Source organism: Streptomyces sp. NPDC006309, from assembly GCF_040613095.1.
Taxonomy (GTDB): Bacteria; Actinomycetota; Actinomycetes; order Streptomycetales; family Streptomycetaceae; genus Streptomyces.
Map to the genome: position 1 here is coordinate 50,558 of NZ_JBEXRO010000032.1, position 25,309 is coordinate 75,866.

The 25,309-nt window shown below is 71.9% G+C and carries 14 protein-coding genes, 1 tRNA gene and 1 rRNA gene; 3 read left to right on the top strand and 13 right to left on the bottom strand.

Annotation, left to right across the window (positions count from 1 at the left end; all coding sequences use genetic code 11):
- Nucleotides 1–81: 81 nt before the first annotated feature.
- Together ABZ117_RS30510 and ABZ117_RS30515 are read left to right on the top strand one after the other, a co-directional pair.
- Nucleotides 82–5,145 carry an ATP-dependent helicase gene (locus tag ABZ117_RS30510; RefSeq protein ID WP_356825352.1) on the top strand — a complete coding sequence of 1,688 codons (5,064 nt, stop codon included), beginning with the start codon at nucleotides 82–84 and terminating at the stop codon, nucleotides 5,143–5,145.
- 58 nt (nucleotides 5,146–5,203) lie between these two features.
- Nucleotides 5,204–6,049 carry a DNA-formamidopyrimidine glycosylase family protein gene (locus ABZ117_RS30515; RefSeq protein WP_356825354.1) on the top strand — a complete coding sequence of 282 codons (846 nt, stop codon included), beginning with the start codon at nucleotides 5,204–5,206 and terminating at the stop codon, nucleotides 6,047–6,049.
- Nucleotides 6,050–6,177: 128 nt separating this feature from the next.
- Here the strand turns inward: ABZ117_RS30515 and ABZ117_RS30520 are convergent, their stop codons facing one another.
- From ABZ117_RS30520 to ABZ117_RS30565, 10 genes are all read right to left on the bottom strand, one after another.
- Nucleotides 6,178–6,453, bottom strand: coding sequence for a hypothetical protein (locus ABZ117_RS30520; RefSeq protein WP_356825356.1), 276 nt, complete (start codon nucleotides 6,451–6,453; stop codon nucleotides 6,178–6,180).
- A gap of 137 nt (nucleotides 6,454–6,590) precedes the next feature.
- Nucleotides 6,591–7,061, bottom strand: a complete 471-nt coding sequence (locus ABZ117_RS30525; RefSeq protein ID WP_356825358.1) for a DNA starvation/stationary phase protection protein — start codon at nucleotides 7,059–7,061, stop codon at nucleotides 6,591–6,593.
- Between the two features lie 199 nt (nucleotides 7,062–7,260).
- Entirely contained in the window at nucleotides 7,261–7,632 is a 372-nt protein-coding gene (locus ABZ117_RS30530; RefSeq protein WP_356825360.1) for a helix-turn-helix transcriptional regulator, read from the bottom strand.
- A 109-nt stretch (nucleotides 7,633–7,741) separates the two neighbouring features.
- The gene (locus tag ABZ117_RS30535) at nucleotides 7,742–8,287 is read right to left on the bottom strand and encodes a CinA family protein (protein ID WP_356825362.1); all 546 of its coding nucleotides are present in this window, start codon (nucleotides 8,285–8,287) and stop codon (nucleotides 7,742–7,744) included.
- On the bottom strand, nucleotides 8,284–9,051 hold the full coding sequence (gene pgsA, locus ABZ117_RS30540; protein ID WP_356825364.1) for a CDP-diacylglycerol--glycerol-3-phosphate 3-phosphatidyltransferase: 768 nt from the start codon (nucleotides 9,049–9,051) through the stop codon (nucleotides 8,284–8,286). Before pgsA ends, ABZ117_RS30535 begins: the two co-directional genes overlap by 4 nt.
- Complete coding sequence (gene rimO, locus ABZ117_RS30545) at nucleotides 9,048–10,520, bottom strand: 30S ribosomal protein S12 methylthiotransferase RimO (protein ID WP_356825366.1); 1,473 nt, start codon at nucleotides 10,518–10,520, stop codon at nucleotides 9,048–9,050. Before rimO ends, pgsA begins: the two co-directional genes overlap by 4 nt.
- Before the next feature lie 90 nt (nucleotides 10,521–10,610).
- Nucleotides 10,611–11,447: a RodZ domain-containing protein gene (locus ABZ117_RS30550; RefSeq protein WP_356825368.1), complete on the bottom strand. Its 837-nt coding sequence runs from the start codon at nucleotides 11,445–11,447 to the stop codon at nucleotides 10,611–10,613.
- A gap of 279 nt (nucleotides 11,448–11,726) precedes the next feature.
- Complete coding sequence (locus tag ABZ117_RS30555) at nucleotides 11,727–14,501, bottom strand: DNA translocase FtsK (RefSeq protein ID WP_356825370.1); 2,775 nt, start codon at nucleotides 14,499–14,501, stop codon at nucleotides 11,727–11,729.
- A gap of 124 nt (nucleotides 14,502–14,625) precedes the next feature.
- Entirely contained in the window at nucleotides 14,626–15,306 is a 681-nt protein-coding gene (locus ABZ117_RS30560; protein WP_356825372.1) for a response regulator, read from the bottom strand.
- Nucleotides 15,307–15,618: 312 nt separating this feature from the next.
- Nucleotides 15,619–21,078, bottom strand: coding sequence for a HAMP domain-containing protein (locus tag ABZ117_RS30565; protein ID WP_356825374.1), 5,460 nt, complete (start codon nucleotides 21,076–21,078; stop codon nucleotides 15,619–15,621).
- Nucleotides 21,079–21,491: 413 nt separating this feature from the next.
- Here ABZ117_RS30565 and ABZ117_RS30570 point away from each other — a divergent pair, with 413 nt between their 5' ends.
- On the top strand, nucleotides 21,492–24,248 hold the full coding sequence (locus ABZ117_RS30570; RefSeq protein WP_356825376.1) for a SpoIIE family protein phosphatase: 2,757 nt from the start codon (nucleotides 21,492–21,494) through the stop codon (nucleotides 24,246–24,248).
- Nucleotides 24,249–24,283: 35 nt separating this feature from the next.
- Here the strand turns inward: ABZ117_RS30570 and ABZ117_RS30575 are convergent.
- The 3 genes from ABZ117_RS30575 to rrf form a co-directional block, all read right to left on the bottom strand.
- Nucleotides 24,284–24,359 (bottom strand) — tRNA-Thr (locus tag ABZ117_RS30575).
- A gap of 84 nt (nucleotides 24,360–24,443) precedes the next feature.
- On the bottom strand, nucleotides 24,444–25,106 hold the full coding sequence (locus ABZ117_RS30580) for a DegT/DnrJ/EryC1/StrS family aminotransferase (RefSeq protein ID WP_356825384.1): 663 nt from the start codon (nucleotides 25,104–25,106) through the stop codon (nucleotides 24,444–24,446).
- A 116-nt stretch (nucleotides 25,107–25,222) separates the two neighbouring features.
- Nucleotides 25,223–25,309 (bottom strand): 5S ribosomal RNA (rrf, locus tag ABZ117_RS30585); the annotation flags it as partial.

The window sequence follows — 25,309 nt, forward strand, 5'->3', positions numbered from 1 at the left end:
CGCCCGCGGGCACAGGAAGCCCGCTCGTCCGGATTCGCCCAGGTCAGAGCGATTGTCAGTGGGTGGGTGCAGGATGGACGCATGGTCAGCTCCGCACACCGAGCCCTGGACGGCTTCTCCCCCGCGACCCGCGGCTGGTTCACGGGGGCGTTCTCCGCGCCCACCGCGGCCCAGGCCGGCGCGTGGCAGGCCATCCGGGAGGGCTCGGACGTGCTGGTGGTCGCGCCGACCGGCTCGGGCAAGACGCTGGCCGCGTTCCTCGCCGCCCTGGACCAGCTGGCCTCGGCCCCGCCCCCGGCCGACCCGAAGAAGCGCTGCCGGGTGCTGTACGTGTCGCCGCTGAAGGCCCTCGCGGTCGATGTCGAGCGCAATCTGCGCAGTCCGCTGACCGGCATCCGCCAGGAGTCCGTGCGCCTGGGCCGGCCCGAGCCCGAGATCCGGGTCGGCATCCGCTCCGGTGACACCCCCGCCGCCGAGCGCCGCGCGCTGTCCACGCGCCCGCCGGACATCCTCATCACCACACCCGAGTCGCTGTTCCTGATGCTGACGTCGGCCGCGCGCGACGCGCTGGCCGGCGTGGAGACGGTGATCCTGGACGAGGTGCACGCGGTCGCGGGCACCAAGCGCGGCGCACACCTCGCGCTCTCCCTGGAGCGGCTGGACGAGCTGCTGCCGAGGCCCGCCCGCCGGATCGGCCTGTCGGCGACCGTGCGCCCGGTGGACGAGGTGGGCCGGTATCTGTCGCCGCGCCGCAAGGTGGCGATCGTCCAGCCGGAGTCCGGCAAGGAGTTCGACCTGTCCGTCGTCGTCCCGGTCGAGGACATGGGCGAGCTGGGCGGTTCCCCGGCGGCCGACGCGGCCGGGGGCGGCGAACGGCCGTCGATCTGGCCGCAGGTGGAGGAGCGGATCGCCGACCTGGTGCAGTCCCACCGCTCCACGATCGTCTTCGCCAACTCCCGACGGCTGGCGGAACGGCTGTGCAACCGGCTCAACGAGATCGCGTACGAGCGCGCCACCGGCGAACCCCTGGACCAGCACCACTCCCCCGCCCAGCTGATGGGCGGCTCGGGCGCGGCCCAGGGCGCGCCCCCGGTGATCGCCCGCGCGCACCACGGCTCGGTCTCCAAGGAGCAGCGCACCCTGGTGGAGGAGGACCTGAAGGCGGGCCGGCTGCCCGCGGTGGTCGCCACGTCCAGCCTGGAACTGGGCATCGACATGGGTGCCGTGGACCTCGTCGTGCAGGTCGAGTCCCCGCCCTCGGTCGCCTCGGGCCTCCAGCGCGTGGGCCGCGCGGGACACCAGGTCGGCGCCGTCTCCACCGGTGTGGTCTTCCCGAAGTACCGGGGGGACCTCGTCCAGGCGGCCGTGGTCACCGAGCGGATGCGCACGGGCGCCATCGAGTCCCTGAAGGTCCCCGCGAACCCGCTGGACGTGCTCGCGCAGCAGCTGGTCGCCATGACGGCCCTGGACACCTGGCAGTTCGACGACCTGCTCACCGTGGTCCGCCGCGCCGCCCCGTTCGCCTCGCTCCCCGAGTCGGCGTTCACGGCGACGCTCGACATGCTCGCGGGCCGCTATCCGTCGGACGCGTTCGCCGAGCTGCGCCCGCGCGTGGTGTGGGACCGGGTGGCCGGGACGGTCACCGGCCGGCCCGGTGCCCAGCGTCTCGCCGTCACCTCCGGCGGCACGATCCCGGACCGTGGCCTGTTCGGGGTCTTCCTCGTCGGTTCCGACCCCAAGAAGGGCGGAGGCCGGGTCGGCGAGCTGGACGAGGAGATGGTCTACGAGTCCCGGGTGGGCGACGTCTTCACGCTGGGCACGAGTTCCTGGCGCATCGAGGACATCACCCGCGACCGCGTCCTGGTCTCCCCCGCGCCGGGCGTGCCGGGCCGGCTGCCCTTCTGGAAGGGCGACCAGCTCGGCCGCCCGCTCGAACTGGGCCGCGCGGTCGGCGCGTTCCTGCGCGAGGTCGGCTCGCTGTCCAAGGACGACGCCCGGCTGCGCCTGCTCACCGCGGGTCTGGACGCCTGGGCGGCGGACAATGTGCTGTCCTACCTGGACGAGCAGCGCGAGGCCTGCGGCCATGTCCCGGACGACCGGACGATCGTCGTGGAACGGTTCCGGGACGAGCTGGGCGACTGGCGGGTCGTCGTGCACTCGCCGTTCGGTGCCCAGGTCCACGCCCCCTGGGCGCTCGCCCTCGCCGCGCGCCTGTCCGAGCGGTACGGCATGGACGCGCAGGTCATGCACGCCGACGACGGCATCGTGCTGCGTCTGCCCGACGCCGACCTGATGGGCTTGGACCTGCTCGACCGGGAGCCGGTGAAGGCCGGCACCGAGTACGACGGCGACCAGGCCCCGGTCGGTGCGGCGGACATCGCCTTCGACAAGGGCGAGGTCGACCAGATCGTCACCGACCAGGTCGGCGGCTCGGCGCTGTTCGCCTCCCGGTTCCGCGAGTGCGCCGCCCGCGCGCTGCTGCTGCCGCGCCGTACCCCGGGCAAGCGCACTCCGCTGTGGCAGCAGCGGCAGCGGGCGGCCCAGCTGCTCCAGGTGGCGAGCGAGTTCGGTTCGTTCCCGATCGTCCTGGAGGCGGTCCGCGAATGCCTCCAGGACGTCTTCGACGTTCCCGGGCTGGTCGAGCTGATGGGCGACCTCGAGTCCCGCAGGGTGCGCCTGGTCGAGGTCACCACCCCGGAGCCGTCACCGTTCGCCCGCTCCCTGCTGTTCGGGTACGTCGCCCAGTTCCTGTACGAGGGTGACTCCCCGCTGGCCGAGCGCCGCGCCGCCGCGCTGTCCCTGGACTCGCGGCTGCTGGCCGAGCTGCTGGGCCAGGCGGAGCTGCGCGAACTGCTCGACGCGGAGGTGCTGACCGAGCTGGAGCGGGAACTCCAGTGGCTCACGGAGGACCGCCGGGTCAAGGACGTGGAGGGGGTCGCCGACATACTGCGTCTGCTCGGCCCGCTGACCGACGCCGAGCTGGTCGCACGGGGCGCGGACCCGCAGTGGGCGCGGGAGCTGGCCGGTGCCCGCAGGACCATCAGGGTGCGGATCGCGGGCGCCGAGCACTGGGCGACGGTGGAGGACGCGGGCCGGCTGCGCGACGCGCTCGGCACGGCGCTGCCCGTCGGTGTCCCCGAGGCCTTCACCGAGCCGGTCAAGGACCCGCTGGGCGACCTCCTCGCGCGGTACGCCCGCACGCACGGCCCGTTCACGTCGGCCACGGCGGCGGCCCGCTTCGGCCTGGGTGTCGCGGTCACGGAGGGCGCCCTGCAACGGCTCGCCGCCAACGGCCGAGTCGTCCAGGGCGAGTTCCACCCGGCGGGCATCGGCCAGGAATGGTGCGACGCGGCCGTACTGCGCCGCCTGCGCCGCCGCTCCCTGGCGGCCCTGCGGCACGAACTGGAACCCGTGCCGCCACCTGCACTCGCGCAGTTCCTGCCGCAGTGGCAGCACATCGGCAAGGGCCACGGGCTGCGGGGCATCGACGGACTGGTGCGCGCGGTGGAGCAGTTGCAGGGCGTCTCGGTGCCCGCCTCCGCGCTGGAGAAGCTGGTCCTGCCCTCCCGCGTGGCCGCCTACACGCCCTCGATGCTCGACGAGCTGACCGCCGCGGGCGAGGTGGTGTGGGCGGGAGCGGGCGCCCTGCCCGGCAAGGACGGCTGGGTCTCCCTCTACCTGGCCGACGCGGCACCGCTGCTGCTGCCGTCACCGCACCCACTGGAGCTGACCCCGCTGCACCAGTCCGTCCTCGACACCCTCTCCGGCGGCTACGGCCTGTTCTTCCGGCAGATCGCCGACCAGGTCCGGGCCACCACCCACCCGGAGGCCACCGACCCGCAACTGGCCGACGTGCTGTGGGACCTGGCCTGGTCGGGCCGGCTCACCAACGACACGCTGGCGCCGATGCGTTCCCTGCTGGGCTCGGGCCGTACCGCGGGATCGACCGCGCACCGTGCCAAACGCAGCGTCCCGCGCGGCCGGTACGGCTCCCTGACGGCCGCGGCGCGCACCGCCTCCCGCACCGGCCCGCCGACCGTCGCCGGCCGCTGGTCGCTGCTGCCCGCGGCCGAGCCGGACGCCACCGTGCGCGCGCACGCGCTGGCCCGCACGCTCCTGGACCGGCACGGCGTGGTCACCCGCGGCGCGGTCGCCGCGGAGGGTGTGGAGGGCGGCTTCTCGGCGGTGTACCGGGTGCTGTCCGTGTTCGAGGAGAGCGGCCAGGCCCGGCGGGGTTACGTGGTCGAGGGGCTGGGCGCGGCCCAGTTCGCGATGGACGGTGCGGTGGACCGCCTGCGTGCGGTGGCGAACGCCCGTGAGCGGTCGCAGGGCCTGCCCGCCCCGGCCGGTCCCAGCGGCTTCGGGGGTCCGGGCGGCGCGAACGGCTTCGCCGGCCCGGGTTTCCCCAATCCGTTCGACGCTCCGTTCGACGCGCCCTTCGGCACAGCCGACGGCACGCTGCACGGCCACACACCCCCCGGCACCTTCGACGGGGGCGACGGCGGTCTCGCCCACCCCGGTCTGGACGGCGACTTCACGTGGCCGCCGGACGACCGCCCCACCACCGCCGGTGACCGCGCGCCCCGCGTCCTCGCCGACCCCTTCGCCTCCCCCGGCTACGGCGGCCCCCGCGGAGGTGGCCCCTCCCCTTACGCCCCCACCCCCGGTGGCTCCCGCTCCCACGGCTCCGCCCCCTTCGGTCCGGCCGCGCACCGGAGCCAGGGCAACGGCCGTACGGGCGCCCCGGCACCCGACCCGCGCGCGGTGGTTCTCGCCGCGGCCGACCCCGCGAACGCCTACGGCGCCGCCCTCCCCTGGCCGGAGCCGCCGACCGGAGCCGGGCACAAGCCGGGCCGCAAGGCGGGCTCGCTGGTCGTCCTGGTGGAGGGCGAGCTGACGCTGTACATGGAGCGCGGCGGCAAGACACTGCTCGCCTGGCCCGCCGCCCCGGACACCGACACCCCCGACGACCCGCGCCTCGGTACGGCCGCCGAGGCGCTGGCCGCGGCGGCCCGCGCGGGTTCGCTCGGCACGGTCACGGTCGAGCGGATCAACGGCGCCCAGGCCCTGACCTCGCCCGTGGGCACCCTCCTGGAGGCGGCGGGATTCGTGGCGACACCCCGCGGCCTGCGCCTGAGAGCATGACCGGCGCCGTGGTTCGACCGGCACCGTGGCTGCGCCGAGCGCGTGGCACTCTTGACGCATGCCCGAAGGTGACACGGTCTGGCAGGCCGCGCGACGGCTGCACGAGGCCCTCGCGGGCAGGACGCTGACCCGGAGCGACTTCCGGGTGCCGAAGTACGCGACGGTGGACCTGGCCGGCCGCGCGGTGCTGAACACGATCCCGCGCGGCAAGCACCTGCTCACCCGGTTCGAGGGCGGTCTGACCCTGCACACCCATCTGCGCATGGAGGGGGCATGGAAGGTGTTCGGCACGGGCGAGCGCTGGCGGGGCGGCCCGTCGCACCAGATCCGCGCTGTCCTGACCACCGCCGACCGCACGGCCGTCGGCTACCGCCTCACGGTCCTGGAGCTGCTGCACACGACCGACGAGGAACGAGTCGTCGGCCACCTCGGCCCCGACCTGCTCGGTCCGGACTGGAACCCCGAGCGCGCCCTGGCCAACATCCTCGCGGACCCCGCCCGTCAGCTCGGCGAGGTCCTGCTCGACCAGCGCAACCTGGCCGGCATCGGCAACGTGTACAAGAGCGAGCTGTGCTTCCTGCTCGGCGTGACCCCCTGGTTGCCGGCCGGCGCACTCCCCGCGGACCGCGCCGAGAAGCTGCCCCTCCTGGCCAAGAAGCTGCTGGAGGCGAACCGCGACCGCCCGGTCCGGCAGACCACCGGCCTGCACCGGCAGGACCTGTTCGTCTACGGCCGCGCGTCCCGCCCGTGCCTGCGCTGCCACACGCCGGTGCGGGTGGCCGACCAGGGCGACGGCTCCCAGGAACGGCCCACCTACTGGTGCCCCACCTGCCAGACGGGCCCCGCTCCCGCACCGGGCTCACCGCAACGCTGGCGCGAGAAGTACCCCCGCCGCACCGGCTGACCGCCCGCCACCGAGACATCCCGGCACCTCACCACCGCCCCGCCACGCCCCGGCACCGCGGCACCCCCAAGCCCCGCCCCCGCCACTCTCACGCCCCGCCGCCCTCACACGCCGGCGCCCTGTCGCCGTCACGAGGGGTCGGACACTTCGCCCGCAGGGGGCTGCGACGCCGTGGTGATGCCGCCCGCCCGCCAGGCGGCCTCCCAGCGGCCGGCGGGCACGGCACCGGCCGCGCGCCGCTTGGGCGCGCAGTGCACGGGCAGCACGCTCAGCCCCCAGCCGCCCATCACGACGGCACCTTCCAGCGCACCCGGGCCCTCGCCCAGGGCGAGCCGCAGCACGGCCCACCACCAGGCCGCGCCGCAGCCGAGCGCCACCCCGTAGCGCACTATCCGCCCCACCATGCCCGCCACCACCTCCAGCCGGACGCCAGACCGTCGCCCGTCCCGCTCGGGAGGCGCACCACGGGCTCACCGAAGCAACGCCGGACCACTCGCTCCACGGACGGCCCGGCACCGGGCCGTCGTCCTCCGGTGAGCCGCTACGCGTGCTCCGCCTGGAACATCCAGTGATGCTTCTCCAGGTCGGCGGTGATGCCGATGAAGATGTCCTGGGACACCGGGTCCGCCGCGCCGGTCGCGTTCACCCGCTCCCGCATGCGGACGATCACCGCACCGAGCGCGTCCACCATCGTGCCGATCGCGTCCGTGTCCTTGATCCATCCCGCCGGTGCGGTGCCGATGCCGCTCCCGGAGGCCACCGAGGCGGCGCGCCCGTCGGGCGGGACGCCCAGCGCCGAGGCCCGCTCGGCCACGGTGTCGGAGTGGGTGCGGGCGGAGTCGACCACCTCGTCGAGCTGGAGGTGGACGGAGCGGAAGCGGGGCCCGACGACGTTCCAGTGGATCTGCTTGGCGACCAGGGAGAGGTCCACCAGGTCGACGAGGGCACCCTGGAGCGCCTCGGACACGGTCTTCAGGTCCGCGTCGGCCAACGGGCTCTTCACGACGTACATCCGCTTCCTCCGGTGCTTCGGCCCCCGCCACGTCCCTCCACGATGACCGCACCGCCCGACTCCGGCAAACGGACGAAGCAACGGGAGCCGGCGCGGAGCGCAGGACAAAGCGGAAGCCCCGGCCGGCTTCCCAGGGATCACTGGGGAGAGCCGGCCGGGGCCTCACTCGTATCGGGTTTTCGGGCCGCGCAGGCGCACCCTAGGCGGCGACCACGTCCACGGCCTCCGCGGGTGCCTTGATGGTCACCCGTTCCGGTGGCACGCCGGTCACCGAGACGGAACCCAGCATCGGTCGGACCGGCGCGGGCACGTGCTCGGCCGCGGCGGACTGGGCCAGTTCGGCGAGCGACAGTTCGTCGCTCACTTCTCGCATGAGTTCCGACATCCGTACGTCCAGCGCGTCGCAGATGGCGGCGAGCAGCTCGGAGGAAGCCTCCTTCTGCCCCCGCTCCACCTCGGAGAGATAGCCGAGTGAGACTCGGGCGGACGAGGAGACTTCGCGCAGAGTACGGCCCTGGCGTTGGCGCTGCCGACGCAGCACGTCACCCAGCAGGCGACGGAGCAGAATCATCGGTGGCTCCCTCCTCGGACCGCGTAGCCGCATCCTTCTCGCCCCACCGTACCGCCTTGCGCCGCGGCCGTGCGGGGAGCGATGTCGTGTTCACTCAGGGCTGCAAACATCAATACCCCCCGTTCCGTTCCGTATCCTGTGCCCGCTCATTCCCGGTCTGTTCGCCCGCAAGCCGCTCCAGAAGCACTGCGAGTACGCTCCGTACACTCTCCATACGAATTTCCGCACGGCTGCCGTTCAACCGCAGACCCTCGACTTTTCCGCCACCGGCAGAACCGGTCCTGGCGGCCGGAGGTCCGGCGACGGCGACGTACACCGTCCCGACGGGCCTTCCGTCCTGGGGGTCGGGGCCGGCGACCCCGGTGGTCGCGATGCCCCAGTCGGCTCCCAGCGCCTCACGGACTCCGGCCGCCATCTCTGCCGCGACCTGCGGATCCACCGCTCCGCGCTCAGCCAGCAGAGTGGCGTCCACGCCCAGCAGCCGGTGCTTCAGCTCGGTGGCGTAGGCGGTGACCGAGCCCCGGAACACCCGGGACGCCCCGGGGACGCCCGTGATCTCCGCGGCTACCAGGCCCCCGGTCAGCGACTCGGCGACGGCGAGGGTCTCGCCCCTCACTGTCAGTAGTCGCACCAGTTCGGTGGCCGCGGAACTCACGCTTCCTTCTCCTCCAACGCCGCCGCGCGCTCGGCGATTCCCTGCCGCCGCAGCACAATGGCTTGTCTTACGTAGTCGAGGCCGGTGACGACCGTGAGGACGACCGCCGCGGCCATCACCCAGAACCTGAGGCTGGCCAGCCACCCCGTCAGCGGCAGGACGTACATCCCGACGGCCACGCCCTGGGTGAGCGTCTTGAGCTTGCCGCCCCGGCTGGCGGGGATCACGCCGTAGCGGATGACCAGGAAACGCAGCAGGGTGATGCCGAGTTCCCGGCCGAGGATGACGGCCGTGACCCACCACGGCAGATCCTCCAGGGCCGACAGACAGACGAGCGCCGCCCCCATGATCGCCTTGTCGGCGATGGGGTCGGCGATCTTCCCGAAGTCGGTGACCAGGTCGTACGTGCGCGCCAGATGCCCGTCGAACAGGTCGGTGATCATGGCGACGGCGAAGGACGCCCAGGCCAGCGAGCGCCAGGCCGGGTCATGACCGCCGTCGGCCAGCATCAGGGCCACGAAGCCCGGCACCAGGACCAGCCGGAGCATCGTCAGCAGATTGGCGACGTTCCAGACGCTGGCCTGGTTGACGGCCGCGGCCGCGATCTTCCCGCCGCGGGCCGGCTTGCCGCCGCCCTCGTGGGCCGTGGACGGGCCCGAAGCAGAACCGGAGACCTCGGACGTGTCGCCGTCGGCAGCGGCGGGGCCCGGAGCGCCCTGCGCGCCGGTGGGGCCGCCCGCGGCGGATGCCGGGACTCCGGTCATCTGCCCGCCTCCTCACTACACGCGAGCGAGCCGGTCAGCGGCTCGGCGACCAGGTCGACACCTTCCGTACCGACCACCTTCGCCTCGACCATACGTCCGACCCGCAGGCCGGCGCCGCTCGTGAGCAGGACGTGGCCGTCGGTCTCCGGGGCCTGGTGCTCGGCCCGGCCGTGGACGCCCTCTTCCTCGTCGACGGACTCCACCAGGACGTGCACGGTCTCGCCGACGCGCTCCTCGGCGCGCTGCGAGACGAGTTCCTCGGCGAGCCGGGAGACTCGCGCCAGCCGCTCGGCGACGAGGTCCTCGTCCAGCTTGTTGTCGTACGTCGCCGCTTCCGTGCCGTCCTCGTCGGAGTAGCCGAAGACGCCGATGGCGTCCAGCCGGGCGCCGTTCAGGAAGCGCTCCAGTTCGGCCAGGTCGGACTCGGTCTCGCCGGGGAAGCCGACGATGAAGTTGGAGCGCACGCCGGCCTGCGGTGCCTTGCCGCGGATGGTGTCGAGCAGCTCGAGGAACCGGTCGGTGTCGCCGAAGCGGCGCATGGCGCGCAGCACGTCGGGCGCGGAGTGCTGGAAGGACAGGTCGAAGTAGGGCGCGACCTTCGGGGTGGAGGTCAGCACGTCGATCAGGCCGGGGCGCATCTCGGCCGGCTGGAGGTAGCTCACCCGCACCCGCTCGATGCCGTCGACCTCGGCCAGCTCCGGCAGGAGGGACTCCAGCAGGCGGATGTCGCCGAGGTCCTTGCCGTAGGAGGTGTTGTTCTCGGAGACCAGCATGATCTCCTTCACGCCCTGCTCGGCCAGCCAGCGGGTCTCGTTGAGGACGTCGCTGGGGCGGCGGGAGATGAAGGAGCCGCGGAAGGAGGGGATGGCGCAGAACGAGCAGCGCCGGTCGCAGCCCGAGGCGAGCTTGACCGAGGCGACGGGGGCGCCGTCCAGCCGGCGGCGCAGCGGCGCACGGGGACCGGAGGCGGGCGCGACGCCCTCGGGGAGGTCGGCCGGGGCGTGTCCGGGCAGCGCCACCGCCGCGGCCGACTCCTGTCGCTGGGCGGGGCTGATCGGGAGCAGTTTGCGCCGGTCGCGCGGAGTGTGGGCGGCGTGGATGCCGCCGGAGAGGATGGTCTGGAGGCGGTCGGAGATGTCCGCGTAGTCGTCGAAGCCGAGCACGCCGTCGGCCTCGGGCAGCGCTTCGGCCAGCTCCTTGCCGTACCGCTCGGCCATGCAGCCCACGGCCACCACGGCCTGGGTTCTGCCGTGGTCCTTGAGGTCGTTGGCCTCCAGCAGGGCGTCGACGGAGTCCTTCTTGGCGGCCTCCACGAAGCCGCAGGTGTTGACCACGGCGACGTCGGCGTCCGCGGCGTCCTCGACGAGCTGCCAGCCGTCCGCCTCCAAACGGCCTGCGAGCTCCTCGGAATCCACCTCGTTACGAGCGCAGCCGAGAGTGACGAGTGCGACGGTACGGCGTTCAGGCATGGGCTCAAGACTACTTCGTCCCGCTGACAGCCCATGTCGACGGGGTTGGCCGAGCCCGGCCGACTCCGTCACATCCGCGCCGGGGGCCGGTCAGCCGGCCACCGGGTCGCCCTTGGTGTAGGTCAGCCGCTCCACCGCGCCGGGCTTGAAGGTGTCGTCGATCTTCTTGCCGTTGACGTACAGGTCGATGGCGCCCGCGTCGCCCAGGATCAGGTTGATCTTGGTGCTGTCCTGGAACGTCTTCGACTCGCCCTTCTTCAGCAGCCCGTCGAAGAGCATCCGGCCGTTGTGGTCCTTGGCCGAGATCCAGCTGCGTCCGTCGGGCGCGCTGACCTGGACGGTCACCTTGTCCTGGGGTGCGGCGGCGATGGCGCTGTCGGAGGGCTCGCCGGTCGGCGCGGCGGGCTTCGCCTTCTTCGGCGTCGCCGAGGCGGTCCTGCCGGCGGCGGGCGTGGCGCCCTCGGCGACCTGCGCCCGGGAGCCGCCGTCGCCGCCCTTGACGGCGGTGAACCCGACGAAGCCGATCACCACGACGATCGCGGCGACCATGGCCGCGGTCCAGTTCGGGCCGCGCCGCTCGGGCCGGATCCGCTCGGCCTCGAACATGGGTGCGGCGGGGGTGGGTGCGGGGCGGCCGCCATGCTCGGCGTCGTACCGGGCGATCAGCGGACCGGGATCGAGGTGGACGGCCCTGGCCAGCGTGCGGATGTGCCCCCGGGCGTACACGTCGCCGCCGCAGGGGGTGAAGTCGTCCGCCTCGATGGAGTGCACGATGGCGAGCCGGACGCGAGTGGCACTGCTGACGTCGTCCACCGTCAGCCCGGCCTCGATCCGCGCCTGCTGCAAGGCACGGCCCACGGAGGGCCGGGCCTCCTGGGACTCGTCTGGGATCGGACGCTCGTCTTCAGGGGAGTTGCCGAGGGACACGGGGGCGCCTTTCGAGCGTGTAGCCACCTGTGCTGGAAGCTCAGTCTAGGGGGGGTGCGAAAGGGTGGGGCAAGCGGGCGGCGGGACTTTGTACGCCATCGGATCGGCCCGGAACACCGACGGCCGGACAGGCAGGTACCCCAGGATGCAGGGCCTACCTGTCCTCTCGCTCAACTGGACGTACGACCAAGGGAAACGGTTGCTCACCGATGTCTAACGGGTGGGTCACGGGGGTCCGGCCGGTCGGCGTAACCCACGCCCGCCGGACGGTCCTTCGCGCTACCCCTCACTCTCCCCGCGTATCACCGCGAGCACGCCGTCCAGTTCGTCGGGTTTCACGAGAACGTCACGCGCCTTGGAGCCCTCGCTCGGTCCCACGATGCTGCGGGACTCCATGAGGTCCATGAGCCGCCCGGCCTTGGCGAAGCCGACGCGCAGCTTGCGCTGGAGCATGGACGTCGACCCGAACTGGGTGGAGACCACCAGTTCGGCCGCCTGGCACAGCAGGTCGAGGTCGTCGCCGATGTCCTCGTCGATCTCCTTCTTCTGCTTGCTGCCGACGGTGACGTCGTCCCGGAAGACGGGCGCCATCTGGTCCTTGCAGTGCTGGACGACGACCGCGACCTCCTCCTCGGTCACGAACGCGCCCTGCATACGGGTCGGCTTGTTCGCGCCCATCGGCAGGAACAGGCCGTCGCCCTTGCCGATCAGTTTCTCGGCGCCCGGCTGGTCGAGGATGACCCGGGAGTCGGCGAGCGAGGAGGTGGCGAAGGCCAGCCGGGAGGGCACATTGGCCTTGATCAGACCGGTGACCACGTCCACCGACGGGCGCTGGGTGGCGAGCACCAGGTGGATGCCGGCCGCGCGCGCGAGCTGTGTGATGCGCACGATCGAGTCCTCGACGTCCCGCGGCGCCACCATCATCAGGTCGGCCAGCTCGTCGACGATCACCAGCAGGTACGGGTACGGATGCAGCTCCCGCTCGCTGCCCTCGGGCGGCTTGGCCTTGCCCTCGCGCACCGCGCGGTTGAAGTCGTCGATGTGCCGGTATCCGTAGGCGGCCAGGTCGTCGTACCTGAGGTCCATCTCGCGGACGACCCACTGGAGTGCCTCGGCGGCCCGCTTGGGGTTCGTGATGATCGGCGTGATCAGGTGCGGGATGCCCTCGTAGGCGGTCAGTTCGACGCGTTTGGGGTCGACGAGGATCATGCGGACGTCTTCCGGGGTCGCCCGCATCATGACCGAGGTGATCAGGCAGTTGATGCAGGACGACTTGCCGGAACCGGTCGCGCCGGCGACCAGGACGTGCGGCATCTTCGCCAGCGAGTGCATGACGTACCCGCCCTCGACGTCCTTGCCGAAGGCGACCAGCATCGGGTCGTCGTCCTCGGCGGACTCCGCGAGACGCAGGACGTCACCGAGGTTGACCATCTCCCGGTCGGTGTTCGGGATCTCGATGCCGACCGCGGACTTGCCGGGGATCGGGCTGATGATCCGCACGTCGGGACTGGCCACCGCGTAGGCGATGTTCTTGGTGAGCGCGGTGATCCGCTCGACCTTCACGGCGGGGCCCAGCTCGACCTCGTAGCGGGTGACCGTCGGGCCGCGGGTGAAGCCGGTCACGGCCGCGTCGACCTTGAACTCCGTGAACACCTGGGTGAGCGAGGCGACGACCGCGTCGTTGGCCGCGCTGCGCGACTTGCCGGGGCCGCCGCGCCGGAGCAGGTCCAGCGAGGGCAGCGCGTAGGTGATGTCACCGGACAGCTGGAGCTGCTCCGCGCGCGAGGGCAGCTCCCGGGGCACCTCGGGGGCTTTCTTGGTCAGGTCCGGCACGGGTCCGGACGCGACCCGTTCCTGCTTCGGCCGGGGCGCCGGGGCAGGCACGGGCGGGGTGGCGGGTGCCGGGGCCGGCGAGGTCGCGGGCCCCGGCGTGGGCACCGGGGCGGTGGCCTCGCGCTGGTCCGCGCCCACCCCCTGCGTGAGGTCGGCGACGAGCGGGGACGGCGGCATGCCGTGCTGCACGGCCCCGTCGAGCGCGGCGGCGGCGGCCGCGGCGACGTCCACGGCGTCCGGATGCCGCCGCGGATCCGGCTGGGGCACGGCGGAGCGCCTGGGGCGCCCTCGGCGCTGCGAGAGGGCCTCCTCCTCGGCCCTGGCGGGGTCGTACGCCCGGGGGGCGCGGGAGCGTCCGCGCGGACGCGCCGGCGGCGCCTCGCGCCACTGCTCGTCGTAGTCCTCGCCGTAGTACGCGCCGTCCTCGGCGAACCCGTCGTCCTCGTGGTCGGGCAGCAGCCCCAGGCTCACACCGAGCGCCCGCAGCCGCTGCGGGACGGCGTTGACCGGGGTGGCGGTCACCACCAGCAGGCCGAACACCGTCAGCAGCACCAGCAGGGGTACGGCGAGCACCTCGCCCATGGTGTACGTCAGCGGGGTGGCCGCCGCCCAGCCGATGAGGCCGCCCGCGTCCCTTATGGCCTGCATGCCGGCGCTGCGCGCGGGCGCGCCGCAGGCGATGTGGACCTGGCCGAGCACACCGACGACGAGTGCCGACAGGCCGATCACGATCCGGCCGTTGGCCTCCGGCTTCTCCGGATGCCGGACGAACCGTACGGCGATCACCGCGAGCAGTATCGGCACCAGCAGGTCGAGCCGGCCGAAGGCGCCGGTGACGAGCATCTCCACCAGGTCGCCGACGGGCCCCTTCAGGTCCGCCCAGGTGCCGGCCGCGACGATCAGGGCGACGCCGAACAGCAGCAGGGCGACGCCGTCCTTGCGGTGGGCCGGGTCGAGGTTCTTCGCGCCCTGCCCTATGCCGCGGAAGACGGCGCCGACGGCGTGCGCGAGACCCAGCCAGAGGGCGCGCACGAGCCGGTAGAGCCCCCCGGTGGCGCTGGGAGCCGGCCTCGGCGGCACGGCCTTCCTCGCCGCCGGCTTCCTGGCGGGCGCCTTCCTGGCCGCGGCCTTCTTCACGGCGGCCTTCTTCACCGGAGCCTTCGCGGGAGCTGCCACCTTCTTCGCGGGCTGCTTCTTGGCTGCGGACGGACGTGAGGCCATGGGTGTGAGGTTACCGGGGGAGACGACGGCGGACACGTGTGCCCACAGCTTCACCCGTTCGTGTCGTGCCTGTGGAGGACCGGAACTGACGCCCGCTCACCGGCAAGGCGGGACCCGGCACACGTCAGTTCTGGGACGGCAGGGAGGCACCGCCGCCCGTACCCGGCTCCAGGGCGTCGAGCGCGCGACGCAACCCGGTGAGCTTGCGCTCCAGATGGGCCGCCGTGGCGACGGCCGCCGCGTCCGCGGAATCGTCGTCCAGCTGCTTGGACAGCGCCTCGGCCTGCTCCTCGACGGCCGCGAGCCGCGCGGACAGCTCCGCGAGGAGCCCGGCCGGCTCCCGGCCGGCGACCGCGCCCTTGCCGGCGCCGCCCTCCAACTGGAGCCGCAGCAGCGCCGCCTGCTCGCGCAGCTGGCAGTTCTTCATGTACAGCTCGACGAAGACCGAGACCTTCGCGCGCAGCACCCACGGGTCGAACGGCTTGGAGATGTAGTCCACCGCGCCGGCCGCGTAGCCCCGGAAGGTGTGGTGCGGGCCGTGGTTGATCGCCGTGAGGAAGATGATCGGGATGTCACGGGTCCGCTCGCGCCGCTTGATGTGCGCCGCCGTCTCGAAGCCGTCCATACCCGGCATCTGGACATCCAGCAGAATGACCGCGAAATCGTCCGTGAGCAGCGCTTTGAGCGCCTCCTCCCCGCTCGATGCCCGCACCAGCGTCTGATCGAGCGCAGAGAGGATGGCCTCCAGCGCCAGCAGATTCTCCGGCCGGTCATCGACCAGGAGGATCTTGGCCTTCTGCACCATGGCCCGCCCTCCTCGCCCCGGCGGTACGCCGGGCGCCGCCCCAGGGGACGACTCCCTTTCGCCGCCCGTCCTTGTGCCGGTCATCGTAGCCGCACCCCGCCTGTCGCCACACCCTGTCACCGTGATGTCACTGTGCACGTAGAGGAAACGCGGCGGGGCTCCGGAGGGTTCCCGGAATCCCGCATTCCTGCGTGTTCCCCGCCTTCATGATGCAACAACCTCCGGCACCCACCCGGCGTTCCCGCGAGTTCACGCCACCCCCGGCCGCACCGCCCGCCGCACCGCGCCCCGCCGTACCGCCGCCCGCCGCACTCACTCCGGACTCATCCACTGGCGCATCACCGACAGCAGGTGGTCCGGGTCGACCGGCTTGGTGACGTAGTCCGAGGCACCCGACTCGATCGCCTTCTCCCGGTCGCCCTTCATCGCCTTCGCCGTCAGCGCGATGATCGGCAGCCCCGCGAACTGCGGCATCCTGCGGATCGCCGTGGTCGTCGCGTACCCGTCCATCTCCGGCATCATGATGTCCATCAGCACGACCGCCACATCGTCGTGCTGCTCCAGCACCTCGATGCCCTCACGGCCGTTCTCGGCGTACAGCACCGAGAGGCCGTGCTGCTCCAGGACGCTGGTCAGCGCGAACACGTTGCGGATGTCGTCGTCGACGATCAGCACCTTCTCCCCGCCGAACCGCACCGCGCGGCCCGGCTGCGAGGTGCTCTCCTGCTCCGGCGCCGTCGTCCACTGCCCGGCCCGCTGCCCCTCCGCCGGCAGGCTGCGCCGACGGCGCCGGAACAGAGCCGCCGGACCGTTCTGCGTCTCCCGGTACGACCGCACCTCGGCCGGCGTCTCGATCTCCGCGGCCGACAGCTCCAGGGACCTGCGTGCCTCGGAGGCGACCAGGTCACCGGCCTCCAGCGCGGCCACGGGCTGCTGGTAGCCCTGCGGCGGCAGCTCGCTCGGGTGCAGCGGCAGGTACAGCGTGAACGTCGAGCCGCGGCCCGGTTCGCTCTGCGCGTGGATCTCACCGCCGAGCAGCTGCGCGATCTCCCGCGAGATCGACAGGCCGAGCCCGGTCCCGCCGTACTTGCGGCTCGTCGTGCCGTCCGCCTGCTTGAACGCCTCGAAGATCACCCGCATCTTGCTGGCCGCGATGCCGATACCGGTGTCGGTCACCGAGAACGCGATCAGCTCACCCTCCGGATCGGTCAGCGAACCGGCCTCCAGCAGCTGCTCCCGGATGGACTGCGGGACCGCCGCGCCGGCGGGCCGGATCACCAGCTCCACCGACCCGGAGTCGGTGAACTTCACCGCGTTGGACAACAGGTTCCGCAGCACCTGGAGCAGCCGCTGCTCGTCGGTGTGCAGGGTGGGCGGCAGCTCCGGGGAGACCCGCACCGACAGGTCCAGGCCCTTCTCCGCGGTCAGCGGCCGGAAGGTGGCCTCCACGTAGTCCACGAGCTGCACGAGCGCGATGCGCGTCGGGGAGACGTCCATCTTGCCCGCCTCGACCTTCGACAGGTCGAGGATGTCGTTGATCAGCTGCAACAGGTCCGACCCCGCGCCGTGGATCGTCTCGGCGAACTCCACCTGCTTCGGCGACAGGTTGCCCTCGGCGTTGTCGGCGAGCAGCTTGGCCAGGATCAGCAGCGAGTTGAGCGGCGTGCGCAGCTCGTGCGACATGTTGGCGAGGAACTCGCTCTTGTAGCGCATCGACACCGCGAGCTGCTCGGCACGCTCCTCCAGGACCTGCCGGGCCTCCTCGATCTCGGTGTTCTTCACCTCGATGTCCCGGTTCTGCCGGGCCAGCAGCTCGGCCTTCTCCTCCAGTTCGGCGTTGGAGGCCTGGAGCGCCTTCTGCCGGTTCTCCAGCTCGGCCGACCGCTCCCGCAGCTGCTCGGTCAGCTCCTGCGACTGCTTGAGCAGCTTCTCGGTCTTGGTGTTGACCGAGATGGTGTTCACGCTGGTCGCGATCATCTCGGCGATCTGGTTGAGGAAGTCCTTCTGGATCTGCGTGAACGGCGTGAAGGACGCCAGCTCGATCACGCCGAGCACCTCGCCCTCGAACAGCACCGGCAACACGATCACCTGCGCGGGCGGAGCCTCGCCGAGCCCGGAGGCGATCTTCAGATAACCGCTGGGCGCCCTGTCCACGAGGATCGTGCGCTTCTCCTCGGCGGCCGTGCCGATCAGCGCCTCACCCGGCCGGAACGACGTCGGCATGGAACCCATCGAGTAGCCGTACGAGCCCAGCATCCGCAGCTCGTAACCGTCCTCGCCGCCACCGGTCGCCTTGCCCTCCATCAGCGGCATCGCCAGGAAGAACGCGCCGTGCTGCGCGGACACCACCGGCGTCAGCTCGCTCATGATCAGGGAGGCCACGTCCTCCAGGTCCCGGCGGCCCTGCATGAGCGCGGAGATGCGCGCCAGATTGCCCTTCAGCCAGTCCTGCTCCTTGTTGGCGATCGTGGTGTCGCGCAGGTTGGCGATCATCTTGTTGATGTAGTCCTGGAGCTCCTGGATCTCGCCGGAGGCGTCCACGTCGATCTTCAGGTTGAGATCGCCGCGGGTCACCGCGGTCGCCACGCGCGCGATGGCACGCACCTGCCGGGTCAGGTTCCCGGCCATCTCGTTCACCGACTCGGTGAGGTCCCGCCAGGTGCCGTCGACGTCCCGCACGCGTGCCTGGCCGCCGAGCTGCCCCTCGGTGCCCACCTCGCGGGCCACGCGCGTGACCTCCTCGGCGAAGCTGGACAGCTGGTCGACCATCGTGTTGATCGTCGTCTTCAGCTCCAGGATCTCACCGCGCGCGTCGATGTCGATCTTCTTCGTCAGGTCACCCTTGGCGATGGCGGTGGTCACCATGGCGATGTTGCGGACCTGACCGGTCAGGTTGGACGCCATCTGGTTCACCGACTCGGTGAGGTCCTTCCAGGTGCCGGCCACCCCGGGTACGTGCGCCTGGCCGCCCAGGATGCCGTCCGTGCCCACCTCACGGGCCACCTTGGTGACCTGGTCGGCGAACGAACTCAGCGTCTTGACCATCGTGTTGATCGTGTCGGCGAGCTGCGCGACCTCACCGCTGGCCTCGATCGTCACCTGCCGCGTCAGGTCACCGTTGGCGACCGCCGCGGCCACCTGGGAGATGTTCCGCACCTGCATGGTCAGGTTGTTGGCCATCAGGTTGACGTTGTTGCTGAGGTCCTTCCAGATGCCGGTGACACCCGGCACGTGCGCCTGCCCGCCCAGGATGCCCTCGGTGCCCACCTCGCGGGCCACCCGCGTCACCTGCTCGGCGAAACTGGACAACTGGTCGACCATCGTGTTGACCGTCGTGACCAGTTCGAGGATCTCGCCCTTGGCGTCGACCGTGATCTTCTTCGACAGGTCGCCCTTCGCCACCGCCGTGGTGACCTCGGCGATGTTGCGCACCTGGATGGTCAGGTTGTTCGCCATGAAGTTCACGGACTGCGTGAGGTCCTTCCAGGTGCCGGAGACACCCTGGACCTCGGCCTGCCCGCCGAGCATGCCCTCCGTGCCCACCTCACGGGCGACCCGCGTGACCTCCTGGGCGAACGACGACAGCTGGTCCACCATCGTGTTCAGCGTGTTCTTCAGCTCCAGGATCTCCCCGCGCGCGTCCACGGTGATCTTCTGGGACAGGTCACCGCGCGCCACCGCCGTGGCGACCTGCGCGATGTTGCGCACCTGCGCGGTGAGGTTGCCGGCCATGCCGTTCACGGAGTCGGTCAGGTCCCGCCACACACCGGCGACCCCGGGCACCTGCGCCTGCCCGCCGAGCCGGCCCTCCGTACCCACGTCACGCGCGACCCGGGTCACCTGGTCGGCGAAGGCGGACAGCTGGTCCACCATCGTGTTGATCGTGTTCTTCAGCTCGAGGATCTCGCCGCGCGCGTCGACGTCGATCTTCTGCGACAGGTCACCGCCGGCCACCGCCGTCGTCACCTGGGCGATCTGGCGCACCTGCGAGGTGAGGTTGCCCGCCATGAAGTTGACGGAGTCCGTCAGCTCCTTCCAGGTGCCGGAGACGCCGTCCACCCGGGCCTGACCGCCCAGCCGGCCCTCCGTGCCCACGTCCCGGGCCATCCGCGTGACCTGGTCGGCGAACGACGACAGCTGGTCCACCATCGTGTTCACGGTGTTCTTCAGCTGGAGCATCTCGCCGGACACGTCGACGGTGACCTTCTGCGACAGGTCTCCGTTGGCCACCGCCGTCGTCACCTGGGCGATGTTGCGGACCTGCCCGGTGAGGTTGCGGAACGCCGTGTTGACGGAGTCCGTCAGGTCCTTCCACGTCCCGGCCGCCCCCGGTACCTGCGCCTGGCCGCCCAGCTCGCCCTCGACACCGATCTCCCGCGCGACCCGCGTCACCTCCGCACCGAACGAGGACAGCTGGTCCACCATGCCGTTGACGGTGTTCTTCAGCTCCAGCATCTCGCCGGCCACGTCCACGGTGACCTTCTGCGACAGGTCACCGCTGGCCACGGCGGTCGTCACCGCGGCGATGTCCCGCACCTGCGTGGTCAGGTTCCGGAACACCGTGTTGACGGAGTCCGTCAGGTCCTTCCACGTCCCGGCCGCGCCCGGCACGTTCGCCTGCCCGCCGAGCCGCCCCTCCGCGCCGACCTCGTTCGCCACGCGCGTGACCTCGTCCGCGAAGATCCGCAGCGTCTCGGTCATCTGGTTGATCGTCTCGGCGAGCTGCGCGACCTCGCCGCGCGCCGGAACCGTCACCTTCTGCGACAGGTCACCACTGGCCACAGCCGTCGTGACCTGCGAGATCCCGCGCACCTGCGCGGTCAGGTTGCCGGCCATCGTGTTGACGGAGTCGGTCAGCTCCTTCCACACACCGGCCACCTCGGGCACCCGCGCCTGACCGCCCAGGATGCCCTCGGTGCCCACCTCCCGGGCCACCCGCGTGACCTCGGAGGAGAACGACGACAGCTGGTCCACCATCGTGTTGACGGTGTTCTTCAGTTCCAGCATCTCGCCGGCGACGTGGACGGTCACCTTGCGGGACAGATCACCCCGGGCGACCGCCGTGGTCACCAGCGCGATGTCCCGCACCTGCGCCGTCAGCCGGTACGCCATGGTGTTGACGGACTCGGTCAGGTCCTTCCACGAACCCGACATCCCGCGCACCTGGGCCTGCCCGCCGAGCTTGCCCTCGGTGCCGACCTCGCTGGCCACCCGCGTGACCTCGTCCGTGAACGTCGACAACTGGTCGACCAGGTTGTTGACGGTACGGCCGACCTTCAGGAACTCACCGCGCAGCGGATGCCCCGTGCCGCCGTCCGGCCCCTGCGTCCGCAGTTCCATGCGGGGCGAGAGATCACCCTCGGCGACCGCCGTGAGCACCCGGCTGACCTCCGACACGGGCCAGACGAGATCGTCCACCAGCGCGTTGGAGTTGTCGACGGCCGCCGCCCAGGAGCCCTCGCAGGCCCCCGTCTCCAGCCGCTCCGTGAGTTTTCCCTCACGTCCGACCATGCGCCGCACCCGCGAAAGTTCGCCGGTGAGGTGCAGATTGCGGTCCGCCACCTCGTTGAAGACGGCGGCGATCTCCGACATCACGCCGTCCCCGGACACCGTGAGCCGCTTGCGGAAGTTCCCGTCCCGCATCGACACGAGCGCCGCCAGCAGCCGGTTCAGGGCCGCCGTGTCCACCTCGGTGGTCGCGCCGCTCCTGCCCAGGGACGGTCCGCCCTTCGCGCGCGTCCTCGTACCCCGCGTCGCCGCGCCAGACTCCACTGTGTCCCTCCCGGAGGGGTAGACCGCTACTGCTGTGCCCGGCCGCTTCCGCCCGGCGTGCCGTCATCGGCACACCGGGCACTCGGCGCACCGGGTGCTGCGTGTTCCTGCCAGTTCCGCCCAGACGGGATCCGGCCTCACCAGGGGCTGCTGCCCACCCGTACGGAACGCACGCAGCCCGACCCGACCTCCATCGCAAGCCTGCCCAGTGTTTCACCCCGGCCGAACCAGGCCATAACAGTTCGGCAGCTTCGCACATCGTCCGCACACCGTGGGGGGTGAACACCGGCGACCGGCATCCGCTCGGACCGTGAAGGTAAGTAACCTTGCAAGCGGCTGTCCAGCCGCACCGGTCCGACCGGCCTGGGCGGTGGCACGAGCACGAGCGGGCATCGGAGGGGCGGCCGCACACCATGACCACCGGAGTGATCCCCGGGGGACAGCCCCCGGAGCCACAGCCGACGGGCGACCGGATGCCGCAACAGCGGCGCGAGCCGGCCGGCCCCGCAGCCCTGCCCTCCGACGACCGGCCGAGGAGTTCTGTGATCACCGCGCGCGCGGCTGCCAGTTTCGAGCCCGTCGGACGATCGGTCGCGACCGCCCGGTCCTTCGTCCGCGACACCCTCCAGGGCTGGGGGTTCGCCGACATCGTCGACGACGCCGTCGTCCTGACCAGCGAGCTGGTGACCAACGCGGTCGTCCACGCGGGCACCCACGCGGAGGTGCTCTGCCTGCGCACCGAGGACGGCGTGCGCATCGAGGTCTCCGACCGCTACCCGGAGCGCGAGGTCCCCCTCCAGAGCAGCGCCGTCGCCATGGGCAGCCCCGACCGCGAGGGCGGCCGCGGCCTCCAGCTGTGCGCGGCCCTGGCCACCCGCTGGGGCGTGGACTACACCCCCACCCACAAGAACGTCTGGTTCCAGCTCAACCTGCCCGCACGCGCGGTCGGCACCCGCGCCGCCGGCCCCGCCCTCCCCGCCGACCTGCTTCCGCTGGCCGACGGGCGGGTCCGCGTCGCGGTCCTCCAGGTCGACCGCAAGGGCACCGTCAGCGCCTGGAACGAGGACGCCGAGGAACTGTTCGGCTTCCCCGCGACCGAGGTCGTCGGCAAGCCCCTCACCGAGCTGGCGGCCTGGCCGCACACCCCGGGCACCGGCACCGGCATCGTCGAGGCCTTCCAGCTGTCCCGCTGGGAGGGCACCTACGGCATCCGCGGCGCCGACGGCCGCGTGGTCCAGGTGTACGCCTCCCATCTGCGGGTCCGCGACACCGGCGGCGAGCCGTCCACCGTCTGTCTGCTGGTGCGGGACCACGAGCGCGCCGTCCTCCAGACGCCGTCCCGCGTCCCGGCCACCGACCAGACCTCGTCCGGCGACGGGCAGAACACCGATCCCTTCGAGGTGTTCATCGGCTCACCCGCCCCCGACGACCTCGACGGCCTGCTCCAGCGCACGGTGGAGCGCGCCCGGGACATGCTCGACGGCGACTCCGCGTTCCTGCTGCTCGCCACCGACGACGAGACGGAACTGGAGGTCCGCGCCTCCACCGGCCTGCCCTCCGCCCGCCAGCGCTTCGCCCGGGTGCCCGTCGACGCGGGTCCCGGCCGCTACGGCTCCGCACGCATGCCCGCCGTCCACGACGACCTGGCCGCCGTACCCGGCGCCGTCCCGCTGCTCGCCGGCACCGGCATGCGCTCGGTCGTCACCGTCCCGCTGAAGGTCGAGGGCCGCCTGACCGGCTCCCTGGGCGTCGCCGCGGAGGCACCCGGCCGCTACACCAACGAGGAGGCCCTGCGCCTCCAGTTCGCCGCCGACCGCATCGCCCTGGCCGTCGAGTCGGCCCGCCTCGGCGAGCTGGAACGGCTGCGCCGCGGCTCGCTGAGCTTCCTGGTCGAGGCCTCCGACCTGCTCGCCGGCACCCTGGACCGCGACCAGACGCTGGCCCTGATGGCGCAGATGACCGTCCCCACCCTGGCCACCTGGTGCGCGGTGTACACCATCGCCGACCAGGCGTCCGAGCCGTACCTGTCGTACGTCCTGCACGAGGACGAGGAACTCATCGACGGCATCAAGTCACTGCTGTCGAAGGTCTCCCCGCCGGATCCGGTGCCCACGCCCGGCGCCCGCATCTGGACGCTTCCGGGCGAGGTCGCCCACCAGGCGGCACTGCGCAGCTCCATGCGCAGCCTGGGGCTGGCCGGCGGCTCCACCCAGTTCTCCTCCGCCATCGGGCCGACGCTCGCGACGGCCTCCGCCGTGGGCGGGGAGACGGTCGTGCTGCCGCTCGTCGCCCGCAACCGCGTCATCGGCATGCTGACCCTCGGCAAACCCACCGACGAGCACTTCCGCCAGGAGATCCTGGAGCTGGCCGAGGACCTGAGCCGCCGGGCCGCCCTCGCCCTGGACAACGCCCGCCTGTACTCGGAGCGCACGGCCATCAGCCAGGCACTCCAGCGCAGCCTGCTCCCACCGGGCCTGCCGCACATCGACAACGTCGAGGTGGAGGTCATCTACCGCGCGGCCGGCGAGGGCAACGAGGTCGGCGGCGACTTCTACGACCTCTTCCCCATCGGCAACGGCGCGTACGGCTTCGCCATCGGCGACGTCTGCGGTACGGGCCCGAACGCGGCGGCGGTCACCGGCCTGGCCCGGCACGCCCTGCGCCTGCTGGCCCGCGAGGGACTGTCGGGGCCGGCGGTCCTGGAGCGCCTGAACTCCGCGATCCTCGACGAGGGCGACCGCAGCCGCTTCCTGACCCTCCTCTACGGCGAGCTGCGCCCGCAGGAGAACGGGAGCGCCGAACTGAAGGTGGTCTGCGCCGGCCACCCGCTGCCACTGCGGCTGCGCCAGGACGGCACGGTCGTGGCGGCGGCCGAACCGCAGCCCCTGCTGGGCGTCATAGAGGACCTGGAGCTGTACGAGGAGACGGTCACCCTCGACCCCGGTGACGTGCTGCTCTGCGTCACGGACGGCGTCACCGAACGCCGGGAGGGCACGCGCATGCTGGGCGACGACGGCCTCGCCGACGTCCTGACGACGTGCACGGGCCTGACGGCGGGGGCGGTCGCGGCACGCATCATGCGCGCGGTGGAACGCTTCGCCTCGGACGCCCCCTCGGACGACATGGCGATTCTGACGATGCGGGTCCCGGAAATCCACCAGGAGGCATGAGAAAGGCCCCACCCGGAAGGGTGGGGTCTTTTCACTGGAGCCCCCAAACGGAATCGAACCGTTGACCTTCTCCTTACCATGGAGACGCTCTACCGACTGAGCTATAGGGGCCGGTCGCTTTCGAGGTTTCCCTCGCGGCGACGAAGAAACTGTACCCCGGACAGGCCCGAGTTCCCAAATGCGTTCGGTGCCTGTTCAGAAGGCGGGCTGGAGCAGTCCGCCGAGCGCGTTGCAGGCGGAGACGATGCGCTGCATCTCGCGTTTCGTCAGTGAGGCGTCCACCGGCAGTGCGAGCGTCTCGTCGGCGGCCAGCTCGGTCTCGGGCAGTGACACGCAGCGGCGGAACTCCGGCAGCCGGTGCACGGGTGTCTTCACCGGTACCCGGCAGTCGACTCCCCTGACCCGCAGGGCGCGTGCGAAGGCGTCCCGGTCCGGCCGGCCGTTGCCCGGCACGCGGACGACGTACTGCTGGTAGGTGTGCCCGTCCCCGCCGTCCGGCGTCCGGACGCCCTTCAGTCTGGCGTCGAGATAGCCGGCCCGCTCCCTGCGCTGCGCCGTCTCGTCGTACGGCGCCTCGGACTCGGCGTGTTCCAGCACGAGCAGCCCGTGCCGCTGTCCGAGCGCGAGCAACCGCCCCATCTCGGCCCGCCGTCCGAAGCGGTGCACGGCAACGACGGCCGCGGTGCGGGGGGTTATGGCCGCGCCGACGGCCTCCGGGGCGACGCAGTAGGTCGCCGGGTCTATGTCGGCGAACACGGGGAGCGCGCCGGCCAGTATCACGGCCTCAGCCACCTCGGCGTTCCCGAAGGCCGGTACGACGACCTCGTCACCGGCTCCCACGCCGGCGGCCCTGAGCAGTGCAGCAGTTCCCATGTGCTGGATGCTGGGCGCGCAACGTGAACGACACGTTACGCACAACAGAAAAAGGCCGGACCCTGAACCGAAGTTCAGGATCCGACCTTTTCTCAAAGATTGTTCGGCGGTGTCCTACTCTCCCACAGGGTCCCCCCTGCAGTACCATCGGCGCTGTGAGGCTTAGCTTCCGGGTTCGGTATGTAACC

What these genes read in the sequence shown, in the direction of transcription:
- ABZ117_RS30510 (WP_356825352.1), top strand. Translation starts at nt 82, where the DNA reads ATGGTCAGCTCCGCACACCGAGCCCTGGACGGCTTCTCCCCCGCGACC.
- ABZ117_RS30515 (WP_356825354.1), top strand. Translation starts at nt 5,204, where the DNA reads ATGCCCGAAGGTGACACGGTCTGGCAGGCCGCGCGACGGCTGCACGAG.
- ABZ117_RS30520 (WP_356825356.1), bottom strand. Translation starts at nt 6,453, where the DNA reads ATGGTGGGGCGGATAGTGCGCTACGGGGTGGCGCTCGGCTGCGGCGCG.
- ABZ117_RS30525 (WP_356825358.1), bottom strand. Translation starts at nt 7,061, where the DNA reads ATGTACGTCGTGAAGAGCCCGTTGGCCGACGCGGACCTGAAGACCGTG.
- ABZ117_RS30530 (WP_356825360.1), bottom strand. Translation starts at nt 7,632, where the DNA reads ATGATTCTGCTCCGTCGCCTGCTGGGTGACGTGCTGCGTCGGCAGCGC.
- pgsA (WP_356825364.1), bottom strand. Translation starts at nt 9,051, where the DNA reads ATGACCGGAGTCCCGGCATCCGCCGCGGGCGGCCCCACCGGCGCGCAG.
- rimO (WP_356825366.1), bottom strand. Translation starts at nt 10,520, where the DNA reads ATGCCTGAACGCCGTACCGTCGCACTCGTCACTCTCGGCTGCGCTCGT.
- ABZ117_RS30555 (WP_356825370.1), bottom strand. Translation starts at nt 14,501, where the DNA reads ATGGCCTCACGTCCGTCCGCAGCCAAGAAGCAGCCCGCGAAGAAGGTG.
- ABZ117_RS30560 (WP_356825372.1), bottom strand. Translation starts at nt 15,306, where the DNA reads ATGGTGCAGAAGGCCAAGATCCTCCTGGTCGATGACCGGCCGGAGAAT.
- ABZ117_RS30570 (WP_356825376.1), top strand. Translation starts at nt 21,492, where the DNA reads ATGACCACCGGAGTGATCCCCGGGGGACAGCCCCCGGAGCCACAGCCG.